The organism is Lysinibacillus sp. TE18511 (assembly GCF_054062295.1).
The window spans coordinates 1-18,917 of record NZ_JBSSFD010000060.1 but is presented as its reverse complement, the minus strand read 5'-3'; the positions used below and the strand labels follow the sequence as shown (position 1 = coordinate 18,917).

Sequence of the window (18,917 nt, the reverse complement as noted above, 5' to 3'; positions counted from 1 at the left end):
CACTAATCACCTCATGATTAGTATGCGAGAAAGTGAATCAAAAGTGTACATCTTTAAGTGAGTGCGTTTGTACATGTAGATCTTAGCATTTGTAGCGTCTAAGTGACGTCTTTTTCTTTTGGAGTTAAATGAAAAGGGTGAAGAAAGCTGTTATCTCGAAATGGCTAACAATGCTGCTGTTCGTAGGATGCTCTGTATTAAAGTGTAAGGCCGATTATTGATGGGTAGCGAAAAACGGCAAGGGATGGTTTCTCAGCTCTTTACAACGGCCAATAATAAAACTAGGGCTACGTTAGGGTAGATTATGACAATAACTGTATTGTATTCCATTTGTGATATAATGAAATAAATAACATTCAATTATGTTGATGGACAAGGAGATCTACTATGACTACAAATTATAAAAAAATTGCAGTGGCAATTGACTTTTCAGAACAATCATTAAAAGCATTGGAACAAGCTATTGAATTAACTTTACAGTATGATGCCGCTTTAGAATTAGTTAACGTTATTGATACAAGGTCCTTTGGGGCAATTTCAGCCTATGACTTAAAATATGCTGAGGAATTAAAAAACGAAAACTCAAATAAAATGGAAGAGCTAAAAAAGAAAGTTTTAGCAGCAGGAGTAAAAGAGGTAGGAGCAGTTGTAGTAACTGGTTCTCCGAAAGGGATTTTAACTGAACTACCTGGTGTTAGCTTAATCGTATGTGGCGCAACAGGGTTGAATCGGATGGAGAAAATGGTACTAGGCTCAGTTGCAGAGAGAATCGTCCGACACGCTAAATGCGACGTTCTAATTGTTCGATAATAAGGTTATAAAAAGGGTGTTTAAATTTTACACTTAAGATATAAGAATTCTTAAATTGAAATGGCATTCCAAGTAAAAAGAAATCTGCGTGCATTCCTGTAGAGAAGCACGCAGATTTCTTTTTTATAGACTTTGAAGTCACTATGTTTAATTATTGTGGTGTTGTTGCTGCGTTATCGATAATGTCTTGTGGAATGTCGATTGTTTTTAGATGATTGAATTCAGTATAAGTTACAACTGATTTTGTTGAAGTTGATATTTCTTGGTCTTCAACTTTCATTTTCAAATCAAAATTCATATCCATTTTTTCAGTATCGAAAGTTTCTTTATCGATTTGTAGAACGTAGTTTATTTTATCGATTGTTATGTTATCAAGTGGATTTTCTTCAAGACCAAGGTCTTTCATTGACTTTTGCATTTCAGAATCGATAAGTTCTTTAAATTTATCACCTTTTGCGTCTAAAGTTAAAATATATGCATCATCATTTTGCTCGAATTTGAAATCACCAATAAACTCTTTAAGCTGTTCTAATTGTTCTTTAGCGTTTGCAGATGATGCAGTTTGCTCTAAAATTGCATCAAACTGTTCGCTTGGTAATTTAAACCAGCTTTCAGTTGTTGGATCCTTCATGAAAAAGCCTTGTTCCTTCTTCATGTACATATCGATCGGCATATCCATAGTTTTTTTATCTTCACTAGTCATATCAGGCACTGTCATTGATCCTGTAATGTGCGCAGCAAGGGGATCGGAAATTACATCCATCTCCATTTTTGAATCCATGGCAATCTCCATAGCTTGATCACCTGATCCAGCTTTTGTTTTTTGAGACATCTCCATTGTTGCACTTACGCTTTTAATGTCAGCTTGGCGTTCTACCGCTTTGTCATATACTTGCTCTAAAGTGAGATCACTTTTTTTAGATGTGTCTTTCGTTGGGGTAGCGCTACTGTTACAAGCTGCTAGTGTTAGTGCTAGTGCTCCAACACTTAAAACTTTAAAAACTTTCTTCATTAATTTCATCTCCTATTCTTAATAAAAAACAATATCTATTAGTATACATTACTATAAAAGGAAAAGTTTCGTTATTTTGAAAAAAATACTATTATAATATTAAAATAATAGTAAATACCTAATGTATACCTTTATTAATATGGCCTTCTTGCACACTAGATACAAGAAAAAATAGTACATGAATAATAGTGTTGTTTTAAAAATTCATTTAGCTTTATATTGCAATAGTGCTGATACAAATCGCATCAGTTTCTTGCTATAGGTTTCAAATGATTTGAAATAGGTGAGCTCAGTATGTAGTGTTGATCCAGTGTTCGAGTCATAATTGCTTGTAGAGTAGGAGATATTGTTCATTTAATGAAAATACTATTTTTCAGAAAAGAAAAAGCCGAGAAAATGATAGCATTTTCTCGACTTTTTTTATCAGTTATAGCCCCAGATCATTGCGAATAATGTACCTAGGATAGTAACAACACCTACGAATACTGCATATAAAATCGTTGTATATAACGTTTTCTTATCTTCAGATTCACCGATGTGCATGAATAATACTAATTGTACAGTTGCTTGCGCAATAGCAGTCACTAGTAAAATACCAAATGCCATGTTAAATGACATATCAAACTTAACAACAGATAAAGCTACAATTGTTAGTAATAGTGAGAAGCCGAAGCCCATCACATGTTGTTTTGGGAATAATTCCTTCATCAGCTAATCAGTCCTTTCAAGTAGACGAAGCTGAAGATGAAAATCCAAACAACGTCTAGGAAGTGCCAGTACAGTGAGAAGATAAACGCTTTGTTAGCCGTTTGTGGGTTTAAACCACGTTTTGCTACTTGGATTAAAATTGCAACGCCCCAGAAGAAACCAAATGTTACGTGGGCACCGTGCGTACCAAGTAAAGTCATTAATGCCGATAAGAATGCGCTAGTTTGAATTGTAGCACCTTCATGAACATAAGTGACAAACTCATCAATCTCAATGCCTAAGAAGCCAAGACCTAAAATAAGCGTGATGATGAAAAATGTCATCATAGCTTTTTTATTGCCAAGGCGCATTGCATGAACACCAAGACCAATTGTGAAACTACTTGATAATAATAAGAATGTTTCCCATAATACTGGAGTTAATTCAAAAATTTCTGAGCCAGTTGGGCCGCTACCAGTACGTGTTTCAAGTGTGAAATACACTGTAAATAGTGTGGCGAATAACATGATTTCGGCACCAAGGAAAATCCAGAAACCAAAGATTTTCAGGCGATTTTCCTCTGTACTATATTCTAATGGAAGTGAAGAATCGATTTTCATTTTATTTATCACCTCTCAAGCTTTTTTCAGTTGCCATAACTTCTTCAACTGAAATGTAACGACCATGATCGTCTTCAAATGAACGATGTATCATAAAGCCAAATACACAAAGCATACTAATGATGGCTGGAGTCCATAGACTAAATACAGCGAAGAATGCTGCAAGGAAGAAGAATCCACTCATCCAGAAAGGTGCGCCAGTGTTGTTAGGCATATGAATTTTTTCGATCTTACCTGCTGTAATATCACGACCTTCTTTTTTAGCGAACCAGAATTCGTCTAAACGTGAAACAGTCGGAACTACTGCAAAGTTGTATTCAGGTACTGGAGAATGAGTAGCCCATTCTAACGAACGACCATCCCAAACATCTGCTTTTTCGTTGCGTGGCATATGTTTCCAGCTGTAGTAAATGTTATAAACAATTAACGCGAAGCCGACAGCAAGACCAAGTGCACCGATGAACGATACCATGCTTAATGGACCATATCCAGTTGACTCAGAGTAAGTGTACATACGACGAGCGTAACCATCTAAACCTAAAATAAATAGAGGGAAGAAAGCTACGTTGAAGCTAATTGCGATAAACCAGAAACCAGCTTTCCCTAGTTTTTCATTTAATCGGAAACCGAACATTTTTGGCCACCAGTAGTGGTAACCTGCAAGTACACCGAATACTGTACCTGGAATTAATACATAGTGGAAGTGGGCAACTAAGAACATCGTATTATGATATTGATAGTCCGCACTAGACATTGCTAGCATTACCCCTGTAACCCCACCAATTGTGAAGATTGGAATAAAACCAAGTGCATAAAGCATCGGAGTTGTAAATTGAATTTTACCGTGTCTCATTGTGAGCAACCAGTTAAATATTTTAACCCCTGTTGGAACAGCGATCGCCATTGTTGTAATAGAGAAGAAGCTGTTTACCATAACGCCGTGACCCATTGTATAGAAGTGGTGGGCCCATACTAAGAATGATAGTAACGAAATAACAACCATACTCATAACCATTGATTTATAGCCGTATAAGTTTTTACGTGCAAATGTCGCAATGATTTCTGAGAAGATACCGAAAGCAGGTAGGATAACGATATAAACCTCAGGATGTCCCCAAACCCAGAATAGGTTGGCCCAAAGCATGTCCATACCACCATTTTGCATTGCAAAGAATTGTGTTCCGAATTGACGGTCAAACATCATTAATGCAAGCGCTACAGTTAACACTGGGAACGCGAATACGATAATAACGTTTGTAATTAAAATTGACCAACTAAACATTGGCATTTTCATTAATGTCATACCAGGTGCACGCATTTTAATGATTGTCGTGATGAAGTTAACACCAGTCAATAACGTACCAATCCCTGATAATTGTAAAGCTAAAGAATAGTAGTTGTTCCCAACAGTCGGACTAAATTCTGTCCCTGCTAGTGGGAAGTAGGCTGTCCAACCAGAATCTGGTGAACCACCAATGATAAATGATAGGTTTAGTAAACCGCAACCAGCTGCAAATAACCAGAAGCTGACTGCATTCAGACGTGGGAAGGCAACGTCACGTGCACCAATTTGCAGTGGGATAACAATGTTCATTAAACCAATTACGAATGGCATTGCCATGAATAAAATCATGACTATACCGTGTGTTGTGAAAATCTCATTATAGTGTTGTGCATCAAGAAGTCCATTATCAGGAACTGCCGTTTGTGCACGCATTAACAATGCATCGATACCACCGCGGAATAGCATCAAAAGTGCTGTGGCGATATACATAATACCGATTTTTTTATGGTCAACAGTTGATAGCCAGTTTTTGTAGAAATAGCCCCATTTTTTGAAATAAGTAAGGCCTACTGCGATAACCACTGCTCCAACTATAATACTAATAGCTGCTCCCAAAATCATCGGTTCTTTTAGGGGATGGAAAATTTCTTCCATGCTCATTGGATGCGCTCCTTTCAAGTTTAAAAATTAATGTGAATGTGTTTCTTCAGATTTTTCTTGTGAATGATCCTCATGATTCATTTCAGAGTGATCCATTTCATCTTCAGACATGTCCATGTCACTGTGATCCATATCGCCCATTTTCATGTGCTCACTGTGTTCCATTGGAGCAGGGCTAAATTCTAAGTGTGTAGATGAATAGCTTGAACGACCAACATGTTCTGCTTTTAATAGTTCATCAAATTTTTCTTCTGTTAATGGTTTTTCATTTGCCTTTACATCGGCAGCCCATTTATCGAAGTCTTCTTGTGTCATCGTTTGTGCTTCAAATTCCATTTCAGCAAAACCACGACCACTGAAGTTAGAGTTACGACCCATGAATGAGCCAATGTCATCTGCTGCAAGGTGAATAGTATTTAACATGTCACTCATCGCATATTTTTGACCAGCTAACTGAGGAATCCAGAAACTTGTGATTGGTCCGAATGAGTAAAGTTTGAACTCAATTGGACGGTCGATAGGCATATTAACATAGTTAACAGTTTCGATCCCTTGCTCTGGATAGCTAAAGTGCCATTTCCAGTTAGAAGACGATGCATAAATAACAAGTGGCTCTTTATTGTCATAACCTTCAGGTTGAGACTCTACTGTACTTGTTGTTTTTACAGTAACAACAGCTAAGAATGCTACGATGATAATCGGAATAACTGTCCATGTAATTTCAAGTAGATGACTACCCTCTTCGTGAGGAGGCTCGTAATCGGCTGGTGCCTTTGAAGCACGGTATTTAGTTAGCATAAATGCTAAAAGCACATACACGACTAGTAATATAAAGGCCATTGTAATAATGGATAAAATAATTGTGTCTGATAATGTTTTGGCATTCGGTCCTTTTGTATCAAAGACTGTTAATGGTTCACAGCCAGTAAGAATTGCTAACGCACCAAATGCAATAAACATTAAGCTTAACTTTTTCTTCATGTTTGACTCCTTTCTATAAAACGGCTATTCATAAATTGCATGTGTTTGAATATAGATTTCGAATTTACAAATAGTGGGTAATAAGGTCACCTCTTTTAAGTAGTTGTACCAATCGAATAATCAGAAATACTTACAATGATATGGTTCAATATGAAACATTGAATCTAGTATTTGATTGGTCTAGTGCAAGCGTTCGCAAAGTTATTAATCTGTGCAACGATTTTTAGACTATGTTGTCAAAATCGAGAGACACAAATGTTGATGTTTGCAACAGTGATTATACGCCTCGTTTCGAAGAAAAAAAATTATTTTGTTATCGAATTAATAGCAAACAGGGGATGAATATGAACATTTTTTGAACAAAAAATGTTATTTCAATATTGGTATTATTGTGTTTTATAAAATAAACACTGTTAAAACGTTGAAAATACTGAGTTTATCATCTTTAACTAAGTAAATAGTTTTTTTTGTGAAAATATCATTTCACATTTTAGACGTCAATTTGTAATAAAATCACCGCTAGTTTAAGGGATTGAATGCTTTTTTGTTGCGTTTTCTAAAAAAAAGGGGTAGATGAAAGGCGATAAAAAGGGTATATCAGGATATATTCTCAATGTAAGGAATGATTGTAAAGGGGGTTTTTGGAAACTGGTATTAATTATGTTAATATAACTACTTAATACCATATATTAGGGGTGATATGTTTTATCTGAAAAGTGAAAAAATGTATTAAGACAAAAAAGCAAACTAAGAATATTCCTAGTTTGCTAAATTTAGGTTATGAGGACGAAAATAGATGTTCTAAGCAGAAAGAAAGTGAATTTCTATGCCCCTAGCTTTAGCCATTTTGCTACTTGTCCATAGATAGTATTTTGAAGTTTTGGGGCTAGGTTATTCATTTTTAAGGCAAAATACAATGTTTTCATTAAATTTAATGTGCATGTACGTCCACTAAAAAAGGATTCGTTATAGCCTTGTGTCATTAAATGAAATTCAAATTTATCGAATACTTGCTCGATAAATTCTATTAATGCTTCCTCGGAGTAGTCACAAGTCAATAACGCTTCAACTATATTAACTAAGCGTTCCTCTTCATCGTTGACAAAGACAGTACCTTTCCACGAAACAAGTTTCAATGCATGTAAGATTGAAGGTGCATGCTGTAAATCAAACTTCGGATGTTTAATTGTCATTGCTGCTAAATCGGCACCATGTGCAATACTATGCGCCCACCCCTTGTCTTGAACATGACCTCTCGTATCTTTTTCCAATAATAAATAACGACCAATCTTTTGGAAGAAAATTTGTAGACGATCATCATTTAAAATCAGTAGTTCGGCATCCTTTGCAAGAAGATTTGCTACAAGTAAAGCAGAAAACGAACGTGTAAAGACACTATCTGTCATTTCTTCGCCTATGTTTCTATATAAAAAATCGTCGCTTGTCGTTGTATCAAATAAATTTTGTAGCTGTTGAGTGCTCAGTAAATTGTCACTGAGTAAATCAATAAAAGTACGATAAATTAATTGGTCTCGTAGTTCTGCATCTGGTGAACCGCTGTGCGTTAACATTTCTTGTAACAACCAATCGCCTTCTTGTAACATAAATTGGTGGCGTGCTGAATGTGTCATAGTTGAAAATGATTGTAATGCATTTTTGATATTCATATATAATTCCCCCGAAAGTTAAGTTAGGTTCTCTATAAGAGCAATTTTTATTACGTGTTCCTTAAAGATCACTTGTCTTTGCAACTACTTTTTTTAAAATTGCTTACTATGGAGCTAAGTCTTTTCATTATAGCCTTTCAAAGACAAGTTTGCTGAATTGTGAAGTTTTCTAGTGATAAAGGAGTATATTTATAATCGGAATTCCAGAATCTATATAAAGTTGATATGATAGAAAAGCAACAAAAAGGGATAGACTTATGAAGGATTGCACAATAGCAAGACATACCTATTTAAGTATGTCTCATCCTGGTTACAATATAACGGCTGACTTTATACTGAACAGCCATTTACTATAATGAAGATTCGGTTAATAGTGCTGTATGATTTGTTGCATATCTTTTTGTCGATACTTAGAGCAATGACTTTTCGTTAAAAATAAACAGGGGTTAGATTGATCACCGAAAGTTGAAGATGACATTTGTTAAAATGAATGCCGTGTAAGTTGATTGGAGTGAAGAGTTTGTGACTCTTTGAGTCAATCAACCCTACGTTAAGGTGATGAGCTAGTATAAGACCTTATAAGAAAATAGTAGTAAAGAGGTGAGGGGAATGACAAAACGAAAACGACATGTTGTAAAACATGACAATATTGTTGTATTTCCTGGTGCTTTTCAAACATTAATACGTGAAGCACATATGTATGCGGAAAATTATCAATATGAAGAGGCAGTGGCAAGCTTTGAAAAAGCATTTTTATATGAAGATGGGGATGAATTAGCATTAAGTGCCTATGCATATGCTTTATACGAATTAAAGGCATACGATAAAGTTAAAAATGTTTGTGAGCAATTGCTTGCTATGGGAACGACATTATATGTGGAAGTAATGGAACTGTATGTTACTGTATGTATGCAGCTAAAGGAATTCCATCAAGTAGAGTCGTTAATTACGACATTAATTGAAGAAAAAGCATTTCCGATAGATCAGCTAGAGAAATTTGAACGTTTGAGAAGCTTGAATCAAGAAGTAGCTAAGAATCTCCAAAAAAAAGAGGATGCACAACGATTGTTAGAAGAGCAAGAATTCGAACTGTCGGAATTTAGTGCATTAACACCAGACGAACAATCTATTCGATTACATCGCTTAATGGATACGAATGTACGACAATTAAAAACGGCATTGAAAGCTATTATTGAATGTCCAAGGATCCATCCATTCGTCCAGAGCTTAGCACTAATATTATTAGTGGAACAAGAAGTCTCAATTGAGATTACTGTTTCAAAGTTTAATAAAACAATGACTATTAATCCTATTAATTTAGTACTACCAAATCAATTGCCACAGTATGGGGAAGTAAAAAAAATAATTGAAAGTAAATTAGAGCAAGACCCATCGACGCAGGAAATGGTACAATATTTAATGGCAAAGCATGCCATTGTGACGTATCCGTTTGAATGGCACTCATTCGAAGCCGATGATATTGCCTATGGTTATATTGATTTTGTACAATCCATGCTTGGAAAAGTGCAGGAAATGGACTATGAAATCATCGACTTTTTACAAATGTTAGAAAAACTAACGGAACTACATGAAGTATGAAATAAGTTGAAACTATACGCATCTATGTTATACTAAAATGGTTGTCAAAATCGTAGTTACGAATGAATTGTCTAACATTTTAAACTTGATTATTTATTTGGAGGTATTTATACATGTCAGCAAAATGGGAAAAACAAGAAGGTAATATCGGTACTCTTACAATCGAGGTACCAGCTGCAGAAGTAGACGCAGCAATGGATCAAGCATTCAAAAAAGTTGTAAAACAAATTAACGTACCAGGTTTCCGTAAAGGTAAAATGCCTCGTAAAATGTTTGAACAACGCTTTGGTATCGAATCTTTATACCAAGATGCATTAGAAATCATCGTTCCTGATGCTTATGCAAAAGCTATCGATGAAGCTGGTATTATGCCAGTTGATTACCCAGAGATTTCTGGTACAGAAAACTTTGTACATGGTAAAGATTTCGCATTTACTGCTCAAGTAACTGTTAAACCAGAGCCAAAACTTGGTGAGTACAAAGGTTTAGAAGTTGCGAAACTAGCAGTAGAAGTTACTGATGAAGAAGTAGAAGCGCAAATTCAAGAACAATTAGCTCGTAAAGCAGAGCTTGAAATTAAAGAAGACGAAGCAATCGTAGAAGGCGATACAGCTGTTATCGACTTTGAAGGTTTCGTAGGTGAAGAAGCATTTGAAGGTGGTAAAGGTGAAGACTACCCACTAGAAATTGGTTCAGGTTCATTCATCCCAGGCTTTGAAGAGCAACTTGTAGGTGTGAAAACTGGCGAATCAAAAGACGTAGTTGTTACTTTCCCAGAAGAATACCATGCAGCTGAATTAGCTGGTAAAGAAGCTACTTTCAAAGTAACTGTAAAAGAAGTTAAAACAAAAGTTCTTCCAGAATTAAACGACGAGTTCGCTAAAGAAGTAGACCCAGAAGTTGATGGGGTTGAAGCTTTACGTGCTAAAATCAAAGAGCAAACTGCTAACCAAAAACAATCAGAATCAGATGCAACTCTTCGTGATGAATTAGTAGAAAAAGCTGCTGAAAATGCAGAATTCGAAGTGCCAGCTGGTATGATTAACTCTGAAACTGATCGTATGTTACAAGAATTTGGTCAACGTTTACAAATGCAAGGTATGAACTTAGACCTTTACTATCAATTCTCAGGTCAATCAGAAGAAGATTTACGTGGACAAATGAAAGAAGAAGCAGTAAGCCGTGTACGTGTATCTTTAACACTTGAAGCAATTGCTGAAGCAGAAAAAATTGAAGCAACTGAAGCTGATATCGAAGCTGAATTAGAAAAAATGGCTGCTCAATTCAACATGACAAAAGAGCAAATTACAGGAGCTTTAGGTGGTACTACAGTTCTTGAAAACGACATTAAAATTCAAAAAACAGTTGAATTTTTAGTAGAAAACGCTAAAATTACTGAATAGGATTTTTTTGTAACTGGATAGATAAATGAAAACAAGGTACGGCATTAAACCGTGCCTTGTTTTATCACATATATTTTGTTTAGGTTAAGCCAGATTCCCCTTAGGTTTGGTTGGACATAGTTAATGGATGTTACGACTATTCTCCCAAAGGAAGTACTTTTTTGAAGAGGGGATAAGCAGAGCCTTTACACTTCTCTTATACATAGTATTGTTTGACTTTTCACACGATGCTAAATTTTAACTTATTTCAGTTGAAGTCTCCCACCTCTATAAGTGGTGAGGTGAATTCAGGTTTAAGTTATTTTTCAGCGGGTGTCCAAACATCCACTGAAATAAGTTAAAGCCCCTGGCAGATGTCACGGATTCGGTAAGGAGTTCTTTGTGCAAGCACAAAGCCGAATCAGGACGCAATTATGCCGAGGCATAATTGATCTTCATTCAGCAGAGCAGAGCTTAGTTTTTTATCTTCATTCAGTGGATGTCCAAACATCTACTGAATGAAGATAAAAAATGTCTCACTCTTCCAATTGAGAAACAATGCTCTGAAGTTTTAAACACTATAGCAAATACATCCTCTTCTGAATGAAGTTAAGCCTCTGGCAAATGTAAAAGATTTTAAGAAAAGCGTAAGTTCTTTGGTTGCTAAGAGTTTCTGAAGAACGAATTGTTACACATGTGTGAAAATGAAAGGTATAATTGTAAATTCATCAAGTTAAATAATTACTAGCTTTACGGTAAATATCAGTGTTTCCGCACTTTGCATGTCGTAAACATATTTTAAAATCTCGAACCATAAACGCCGTGGTGTAAATGGGTGCAGACAATTTATTTGATAAAGATTCAATAATCTTGTAAGATTGTTGCTTGAATAGGGGTGAAACATATTGTTCAAATTTAATGATGAAAAAGGCAATTTAAAATGCTCATTCTGTGGAAAGCCACAAGAACAGGTGCGTAAATTAGTTGCAGGTCCTGGTGTTTATATTTGTGATGAATGTATCGAGCTTTGTTCAGAAATCGTTGTAGAGGAACTGGGCGTTGAAGAGGAAATCGAATTCCAAGATATTCCGAAACCGAAAGAAATCTTATCGATTTTAGATGAGTATGTAATTGGACAAGAACGTGCTAAAAAAGCTTTAGCAGTTGCGGTTTACAATCACTACAAACGCATTAATACGAATAGTAAAATTGATGATGTAGAATTAGCAAAATCGAACATTGTGTTAATCGGCCCAACTGGTAGCGGTAAAACTTTATTAGCTCAAACATTGGCGCGTATATTAAACGTTCCTTTTGCTATTGCGGATGCTACTTCTCTAACAGAGGCTGGCTATGTAGGTGAGGACGTTGAAAATATCTTATTAAAATTAATTCAATCGGCAGATTACGATATTGAGCGTGCTGAAAAAGGAATCATCTATATTGATGAAATCGATAAAGTTGCGCGTAAATCTGAAAATCCATCTATTACACGTGATGTATCAGGTGAAGGTGTACAACAAGCCCTTCTTAAAATTTTAGAAGGAACAGTTGCGAGTGTCCCACCACAAGGCGGACGTAAGCACCCTCACCAAGAGTTTTTACAAATCGATACTACAAACATCTTATTCATTGTGGGTGGAGCGTTTGATGGAATAGAATCCATTATTAAACGTCGTCAGGGTGAAAAAGTAATTGGCTTTGGTTCAGATCCAAACAAAATCGATGTGGATGAAGGCTCAATAATGGCAAAGCTGATTCCAGAGGATTTGTTGAAATTTGGTCTTATACCAGAATTCATCGGTCGATTACCAGTACTTGCAAGTCTAGAGCAATTAAACGAGGCTGCACTTGTTCAAATTTTAACGGAGCCTAAAAATGCACTAGCTAAGCAATATCAAAAAATGCTTGAACTCGATGGTGTTGAGCTTGAGTTTGATGAAGGTGCCCTTGCGGAAATTGCAAAAGAAGCAATTGAACGTAAAACGGGTGCACGTGGTCTTCGTTCAATTATTGAGTCAACAATGCTTGATGTAATGTACGAATTACCTTCACGTGAAGACGTGAAAAAATGTATCATTACTGCAAAAACAATTACGGATAAAGAAAAACCGAAATTGCTTCTTGAAGATGGCACGGAACTCGATGAAGGTAGCGACACAAAAACTTCAGCATAACGAACAGCGTGGCTGTCTATTGTTATGAGATAAAGAGTAATTTAGCTGACTTCGATTGTGCAATATTCGCACATATCGAAAGTCAGCTTTTTATTCATTCATACATAAAGCCGGCTATAAAAATGAAATTTTTGGCTCGCTTGATAAACTAGTGTGAATCGACTTTTTAGACACATACTAGTAGCGCGGGATGTGAACAATAAAATTTTGACGGAGGTGAATACCCGCATGGTGACAATACAAAAAACAACAAATGTACCATTATTGCCTTTACGTGGACTTTTAGTATACCCGTCGATGGTGTTACATATTGATGTGGGTAGAAATCGTTCTGTAGCAGCGCTAGAACAGGCAATGTTAGAGGACCAATTGATATTATTGGTAACACAAAAAGAAATGCATGATGAACAGCCTGAGGAACAAGATTTATATACAATTGGCACGATTGCATATGTTAAGCAGATGCTAAAATTACCAAATGGAACACTGCGTATTTTAGTGGAAGGTGTAGCCCGTGCTTCGTGGAGTAACTATCAAGCGTTGGAAAAATATACGGTTGTAGACATCGATGTTAAGAATGAACCAATCGATAAGGATGTTGAAACACAGGCTTTAATGCGCACGTTGTTAACGTATTTCGAAAAATACGCGAAAGCCTCTAATAAGATTACATCTGAAACCATTAATACTGTGGTAGACATTGAAGAGCCGGGTCGTTTAGCAGACATCATTGCATCACATTTGCCAATTAAGATTGCTGATAAACAAGAAGTATTGGAGATGCTCAGTGTCAAAAAACGTCTAGATCATTTAATTATTCGTTTGCACGACGAGCAAGAAGTGCTTGATCTTGAGAAGAAAATTAATACAAAAGTTAAGCAATCTATGGAACGTACGCAAAAAGAATATTATTTACGTGAACAAATGAAAGCTATTCAAACAGAGCTAGGCGATCGTGAAGGAAAAACTGGCGAAGTAGCTGAATTACGTAAGCGTATTGACGAAACAGGAATGCCTGAATCAACGAGAGAAGCAGTACTTAAAGAGTTAGATCGCTATGAAAAGTTACCAGGAGCTAGTGCGGAAAGTGGCGTAATCCGAAACTACATTGATTGGATTGTAGCGCTACCATGGACAAATGCGACTGAGGATCGTATGAATATTGAACATGCAGAAAACATTTTAAATCGTGATCATGATGGATTAGAAAAAGTAAAAGAACGTGTATTGGAATATTTGGCTGTACGACAGTTGAAAAACTCGTTACGTGGACCAATATTATGTTTAGCTGGCCCTCCAGGTGTCGGTAAAACGTCGCTAGCACGATCTATTGCGGAAAGCTTGGATCGTAAATTTATCCGTATTTCATTAGGTGGGGTACGTGACGAATCAGAAATTCGTGGTCATCGTCGTACGTATGTTGGAGCAATGCCAGGTCGTATTATCCAAGGTATGAAAAAGGCCGGGACGATTAATCCCGTGTTCTTACTAGACGAAATTGATAAAATGTCTAATGATTTTAGGGGAGATCCTGCAGCAGCAATGCTTGAAGTTTTAGATCCAGCCCAAAATAATACATTTAGCGATCATTATATCGAAGAACCTTACGATTTATCAAATGTATTATTTATTGCAACTGCCAATGATTTAAGTACAATTCCTGGACCGTTACTAGATCGTATGGAAGTAATTTCAATTGCTGGCTATACAGAAATTGAAAAGGTGCAAATAACAATAAACCATTTAATACCAAAACAATTAAAAGAGCATGGCTTGAAAAAAACACAAGTTATTATTAAAGATGAAGCGGTAATAGATATTATTCGTTATTATTCACGTGAAGCGGGTGTCCGAGGACTAGAGCGTCAAATCGCAACACTATGTCGTAAAATTGCTAAGATCATCGTTTCTGGTGAGAAGAAACGAGTAACAGTTAGCTCAAAGTCACTAGAAGAGTTACTTGGCAAACATCGCTTCCGTTATGGACAAGCAGAGAAGGAAAATCAAGTCGGTGTAGCTACTGGGCTTGCTTATACAACTGTGGGTGGTGATACATTGCAAATTGAGGTATCATTAACACCTGGTAAAGGGAAATTGCAGCTAACTGGGAAGCTAGGAGATGTCATGAAGGAGTCTGCTCAAACGGCTTTATCATATGTTCGTACAAAGACGGACGAGCTCAAAGTGGATGCTGAATATTTTGAAACGCAAGATATTCATATTCATGTTCCTGAAGGAGCTGTGCCAAAAGATGGACCTTCAGCAGGTATTACAATGGCAACCGCAATTGTTTCCGCAATTTTACATCGTCCAATACGCCGCGAGGTTGGCATGACAGGTGAAATTACATTACGTGGTCGTGTACTGCCAATTGGTGGCTTAAAGGAAAAAACACTTAGTGCGCATCGAGCAGGATTAACAACAATTATTTGTCCAAAAGATAATGAGCGAGATATTGAAGATATTCCTGAGAGTGTACGCGAACAACTAACATTTAAACTAGTGTCATCGGCTGACGAAGTATTGGCCCATGCACTGGACGGAGGTTTTTAAGAACATGAAAGTCCATAATGTCGAAATGGTCATAAGTGCTGTAAGACCAGACCAATATCCAGAAGATGGACTGCCAGAATTTGCACTAGCCGGTCGTTCAAATGTAGGGAAATCTTCCTTCATTAACCGAATGATCGGTCGTAAAGCTTTAGCACGTATTTCTTCTAAACCCGGAAAAACACAAACGCTTAATTTTTACAAAATCGAAGAACAGTTGTTTTTCGTAGATGTTCCGGGCTATGGTTATGCCAAGGTTTCAAAGACTGAGCGTGAAGCATGGGGAAAAATGATCGAGCGCTATTTTACAGGGCGCAATGAATTAAAGGCAGTCGTACAAATTGTTGATTTACGTCATCCCCCTACAGCTGATGATCGTTTGATGTATGATTTTTTAAAGCATTACAATATTCCTTGTATTGTCATTGCAACAAAGGCAGATAAAATTCCAAAAGGTAAATGGGATAAGCATAAAAAAATCGTGAAAGAAACGCTAGATATGGAGAAAAATGATCCAATTATTGTTTTTTCTTCAGAAAAAGGAATTGGCTTTGAAGAAGCTTGGCGTACTATCGAAAATAAAATGTAATGTAATCAATTTCGCCTTGGCGTAATTGCGTCCGGATTTTGAATTGTGCTCGCACAATTCATTCCTTTCAAAATCCGTTATATCCTCCAGAGGATATTTAACTTCATTCAGTAGGTGTTTGGACACCCACTGAAAAAGGAACTACATCCGCGTTTCATCTTACCACCTTTAGAGGTAGGAGTCCTCTGTAACTGACGCTTTCCTTTTGCTACTAAAACATTTTGTTGCTGTCGCTTCGCTTTCGCACAGAAAAGATCTTGTTGCTGTCGCTTCGCTTTCGCACAGAAAAGATCTGCTGAATGAAGATAAAAAACATCTATTGCGTCTAATATTTAGGACAGTAGATGTTTTTTTTATGTTACGAAAGCTGTGGAGGTTCCCAGTAGCGAGAGCAACAGAAAATTATGTAGAAAAAAGGGGAAATCGCTTGATGATTGAAACATTTGACCGATAAATCAGATAGGAGGTGGACTATATGGATATCGCGGCTTTATCAATTGCAATGAATCAAGCGACTTTAATGCAAAATGTATCGCTAGCTGTAACAAAGCAAGCTATGGACATGCAGCAACAAAATTCTGAACAGTTAGTTGAAATGTTAGATGCTCCACATCCGACATCTGGACATACAATTGACATTCAAGTGTGATGAAGGAAAAGGTAGCTTGAAGTTAGAAGCTACCTCTATCTTTATGTCTAATGGTAGCTGTTATAAAGAAAGGACAATGTGCTAATTTGTAACTTTTTATATAGGAAAAACTACCAATAATACGATATACTAGTATAAATAACCAGGCGTGTTGATTAGGGAAAAATAGGTTTATTATTGAGCGATAAAAGAATTTTTTGTTGCTATTTTGTTAATATATTCCCATTTTAACTGATTGTAGCGTAGGGCTACTCGACTCCCGCGGGAAAGCGAGTAGCCCGTAGCGGAAATCAGAGCCTTCTAATTAATTATGATGGATAAAAATGGTTGATCAACACACCTGAGAAATAACAACTTTTAAAGGAGGCGGGATTTGTTGAAGAAAATTCCATACATACTACTGATTTTATTACTAACGGTTCTCGGATTTTCATCAAATCAAACAGCTCATGCTGCGCAAATGGTAACTGGGACTTTTGTTGATGTAACATTTTCAGAATATGCAAATTCTAATGGAGTAATAGAAAAAAAGCTTAGTAAAATTACTTTGCAAAATGATAGCGGTCGTACAGTTACATACAATATAAATGATAATGCTCGTCTGTATATTAATAATACAGTAACAACAATTGAAGGATTTAAGATGGGTATGAAAGTAGAAGCGGATATTTCCCTTCGAAGTGTTGTTGAGCTACGAGGTACTTCCAATACCACAACAGAAAAAGAAACAGAAACAGAATCTACACCAGTTGTACAAAATACTAAAAAACTTGCTGGAGTAGTGACAAGTATCGATCCAAATGGGTTATTCATTACGCTGAAGCCAGATATTGGGGAGGAAACAACCTACTATATCAATAAAGATACAACTTATCAAAAGAACTCTTCAGCTGTCGATATTAGTGCACTGTACGTAGGGGATCGTGTAAAGCTTAATCTTAAAAACCAAAACACATCCATTGTCACAAAAATAGAAATTAGTGAGACAGGTACATTAGTTGAAAACCTATATAAAGGTGAAATACAAGCAGTTAATGCCAATACAAATAAGTTAACTGTAAAAAATCAACATGCATTTGTAAATTGGCAATTTGGCTCAAGTACAACAACAGCTTTATCAACGATGGATTTTTCATCAAAGGTACCGATTTATGTTGGAAATACAAAGATTGAAAAAGGCCAACTAAAAAATTATATTGGCAGTGAAGCATACTATGCGACCGTTAAACAATTCGGCAAAGAAGTCATTGAGAAGATTGTTGTTTTGAAAAATAACGAGCGTACTTATTATGAGCCTATGCTTTCTGTAGATACAGAATATAAATTATTAAAACTTAAATCGGCGGGTACATTATACTTCCACGATGGAACGATATTAATTCGAAATGGTCGTTTAATTGAGCCTACTGGATTGATGGCTTATGGTACGGCGTTTGTTGTTTCAGACGGCGCTGCGCGTGATCATTATGCACAAGTTGTTCAAGTAACAAGTGATAGCTTTATGTCACCAAACTTAGCAGGTCATGAATTATATTACGGACGTTTATCACAAGCGGACGGCTATTTAATTGAAATTGATGACGCAATGAAGATCGAGTCAAATGTTTTCAAGAAAACAGATCGTACTGTACTGTCAGTTAGTAATTCAACGAAGGCAATGGTCGATGATGGCAACAAAACATATAGTGTAGTCCCTGATATTGAGCTTCATTTATCTGAAGGTGAATATGGTTATTTCTATGTGAAAGATGGACATGTACAGGCCCTTCATATTCTGAATAAAGCTAAGCCTGTTGCACCATTGATGTTAACTGGTAAACTACAGTCAGTAAAATCGACATATCCAGCTACGATTAATGTGAAGAGCGTTAGTCAATGGCAAAATGGTCGATGGTATGAAGCAGGTGAAATGGTGGATATGAATATTAACCAAGCTACGCTTATTAAAGCTGGTAAAGTTATTCAACCATCTGATTTAAAACCAGCTGATCGTTTAGTAGTATTATCAGATCGTTTTGGCAAAGCTCATTTTATATTAGTTGATTAATAAAATAGAATCTGCAAATCTTCTGCAAATAGTATTCTTTATTTTAGTTATGTGAAACGTAAGAGCATACTTGCAGAAGACGAGCAGATTTTAAGCTTGATTTAAACGGCTCATCACCAAAAGTTGTGGGTGACATTTGTTAAGACGTATGCCTTGTATATAAGTTGATTGGAGTGGAGACTGGGCGACTCCTTGGGGATCA

General features: G+C 36.4%; 14 protein-coding genes. 8 read left to right on the top strand and 6 right to left on the bottom strand.

Annotated elements, in window-relative coordinates:
* Positions 1–387: 387 nt before the first annotated feature.
* A complete protein-coding gene (locus tag ACVWXS_RS24315) occupies positions 388–810 on the top strand; it encodes a universal stress protein (RefSeq protein WP_456960488.1) in 423 nt (140 codons plus the stop codon).
* 151 nt (positions 811–961) lie between these two features.
* On the opposite strand, the gene ACVWXS_RS24310 is transcribed toward ACVWXS_RS24315, so the two are convergent.
* The 6 genes from ACVWXS_RS24310 to ACVWXS_RS24285 all read right to left on the bottom strand — a co-directional run bounded on the left by ACVWXS_RS24310 (position 962) and on the right by ACVWXS_RS24285 (position 7,722).
* Positions 962–1,822: a DUF6612 family protein gene (locus tag ACVWXS_RS24310; protein ID WP_456960487.1), complete on the bottom strand. Its 861-nt coding sequence runs from the start codon at positions 1,820–1,822 to the stop codon at positions 962–964.
* Between the two features lie 423 nt (positions 1,823–2,245).
* A complete protein-coding gene (qoxD, locus tag ACVWXS_RS24305) occupies positions 2,246–2,530 on the bottom strand; it encodes a cytochrome aa3 quinol oxidase subunit IV (RefSeq protein WP_368635753.1) in 285 nt (94 codons plus the stop codon).
* Positions 2,530–3,129: a cytochrome aa3 quinol oxidase subunit III gene (gene qoxC, locus ACVWXS_RS24300; RefSeq protein ID WP_368635754.1), complete on the bottom strand. Its 600-nt coding sequence runs from the start codon at positions 3,127–3,129 to the stop codon at positions 2,530–2,532. The genes qoxD and qoxC overlap by 1 nt, the downstream gene beginning before the upstream one ends.
* A 1-nt stretch (position 3,130) precedes the next feature.
* Positions 3,131–5,074, bottom strand: a complete 1,944-nt coding sequence (gene qoxB, locus ACVWXS_RS24295; protein WP_374965754.1) for a cytochrome aa3 quinol oxidase subunit I — start codon at positions 5,072–5,074, stop codon at positions 3,131–3,133.
* Between the two features lie 27 nt (positions 5,075–5,101).
* Positions 5,102–6,055: a cytochrome aa3 quinol oxidase subunit II gene (gene qoxA, locus ACVWXS_RS24290; RefSeq protein WP_402984593.1), complete on the bottom strand. Its 954-nt coding sequence runs from the start codon at positions 6,053–6,055 to the stop codon at positions 5,102–5,104.
* An 824-nt stretch (positions 6,056–6,879) separates the two neighbouring features.
* Positions 6,880–7,722, bottom strand: a complete 843-nt coding sequence (locus ACVWXS_RS24285) for a DUF2785 domain-containing protein (protein WP_456960486.1) — start codon at positions 7,720–7,722, stop codon at positions 6,880–6,882.
* Between the two features lie 609 nt (positions 7,723–8,331).
* Here ACVWXS_RS24285 and ACVWXS_RS24280 point away from each other — a divergent pair.
* The 7 genes from ACVWXS_RS24280 to ACVWXS_RS24250 all read left to right on the top strand — a co-directional run bounded on the left by ACVWXS_RS24280 (position 8,332) and on the right by ACVWXS_RS24250 (position 18,715).
* The gene (locus ACVWXS_RS24280) at positions 8,332–9,321 is read left to right on the top strand and encodes a hypothetical protein (RefSeq protein ID WP_456960485.1); all 990 of its coding nucleotides are present in this window, start codon (positions 8,332–8,334) and stop codon (positions 9,319–9,321) included.
* A 113-nt stretch (positions 9,322–9,434) separates the two neighbouring features.
* Positions 9,435–10,724: a trigger factor gene (gene tig / locus ACVWXS_RS24275; RefSeq protein WP_368635759.1), complete on the top strand. Its 1,290-nt coding sequence runs from the start codon at positions 9,435–9,437 to the stop codon at positions 10,722–10,724.
* Between the two features lie 884 nt (positions 10,725–11,608).
* Positions 11,609–12,880: an ATP-dependent protease ATP-binding subunit ClpX gene (clpX, locus tag ACVWXS_RS24270; RefSeq protein WP_368635760.1), complete on the top strand. Its 1,272-nt coding sequence runs from the start codon at positions 11,609–11,611 to the stop codon at positions 12,878–12,880.
* Positions 12,881–13,108: 228 nt separating this feature from the next.
* A complete protein-coding gene (gene lon, locus ACVWXS_RS24265; protein WP_456960484.1) occupies positions 13,109–15,433 on the top strand; it encodes an endopeptidase La in 2,325 nt (774 codons plus the stop codon).
* A gap of 4 nt (positions 15,434–15,437) precedes the next feature.
* Positions 15,438–16,019 (top strand): ribosome biogenesis GTP-binding protein YihA/YsxC, encoded by a 582-nt coding sequence (gene yihA / locus ACVWXS_RS24260; RefSeq protein ID WP_368635762.1) that lies wholly within the window; start codon positions 15,438–15,440, stop codon positions 16,017–16,019.
* A gap of 475 nt (positions 16,020–16,494) precedes the next feature.
* The gene (locus ACVWXS_RS24255) at positions 16,495–16,668 is read left to right on the top strand and encodes a YjfB family protein (RefSeq protein ID WP_083226928.1); all 174 of its coding nucleotides are present in this window, start codon (positions 16,495–16,497) and stop codon (positions 16,666–16,668) included.
* A gap of 376 nt (positions 16,669–17,044) precedes the next feature.
* Positions 17,045–18,715 carry a hypothetical protein gene (locus tag ACVWXS_RS24250; protein WP_456960483.1) on the top strand — a complete coding sequence of 557 codons (1,671 nt, stop codon included), beginning with the start codon at positions 17,045–17,047 and terminating at the stop codon, positions 18,713–18,715.
* Positions 18,716–18,917 lie beyond the last annotated feature (202 nt).

Bases quoted from the DNA above. Each gene is read 5' to 3' on its own strand.
- ACVWXS_RS24255 (WP_083226928.1), top strand. From the start codon at position 16,495: ATGGATATCGCGGCTTTATCAATTGCAATGAATCAAGCGACTTTAATG.
- yihA (WP_368635762.1), top strand. From the start codon at position 15,438: ATGAAAGTCCATAATGTCGAAATGGTCATAAGTGCTGTAAGACCAGAC.
- qoxD (WP_368635753.1), bottom strand. From the start codon at position 2,530: ATGAAGGAATTATTCCCAAAACAACATGTGATGGGCTTCGGCTTCTCA.
- qoxC (WP_368635754.1), bottom strand. From the start codon at position 3,129: ATGAAAATCGATTCTTCACTTCCATTAGAATATAGTACAGAGGAAAAT.
- lon (WP_456960484.1), top strand. From the start codon at position 13,109: ATGGTGACAATACAAAAAACAACAAATGTACCATTATTGCCTTTACGT.
- ACVWXS_RS24285 (WP_456960486.1), bottom strand. From the start codon at position 7,722: ATGAATATCAAAAATGCATTACAATCATTTTCAACTATGACACATTCA.
- qoxB (WP_374965754.1), bottom strand. From the start codon at position 5,074: ATGAGCATGGAAGAAATTTTCCATCCCCTAAAAGAACCGATGATTTTG.
- qoxA (WP_402984593.1), bottom strand. From the start codon at position 6,055: ATGAAGAAAAAGTTAAGCTTAATGTTTATTGCATTTGGTGCGTTAGCA.
- ACVWXS_RS24280 (WP_456960485.1), top strand. From the start codon at position 8,332: ATGACAAAACGAAAACGACATGTTGTAAAACATGACAATATTGTTGTA.
- ACVWXS_RS24310 (WP_456960487.1), bottom strand. From the start codon at position 1,822: ATGAAGAAAGTTTTTAAAGTTTTAAGTGTTGGAGCACTAGCACTAACA.
- ACVWXS_RS24315 (WP_456960488.1), top strand. From the start codon at position 388: ATGACTACAAATTATAAAAAAATTGCAGTGGCAATTGACTTTTCAGAA.
- tig (WP_368635759.1), top strand. From the start codon at position 9,435: ATGTCAGCAAAATGGGAAAAACAAGAAGGTAATATCGGTACTCTTACA.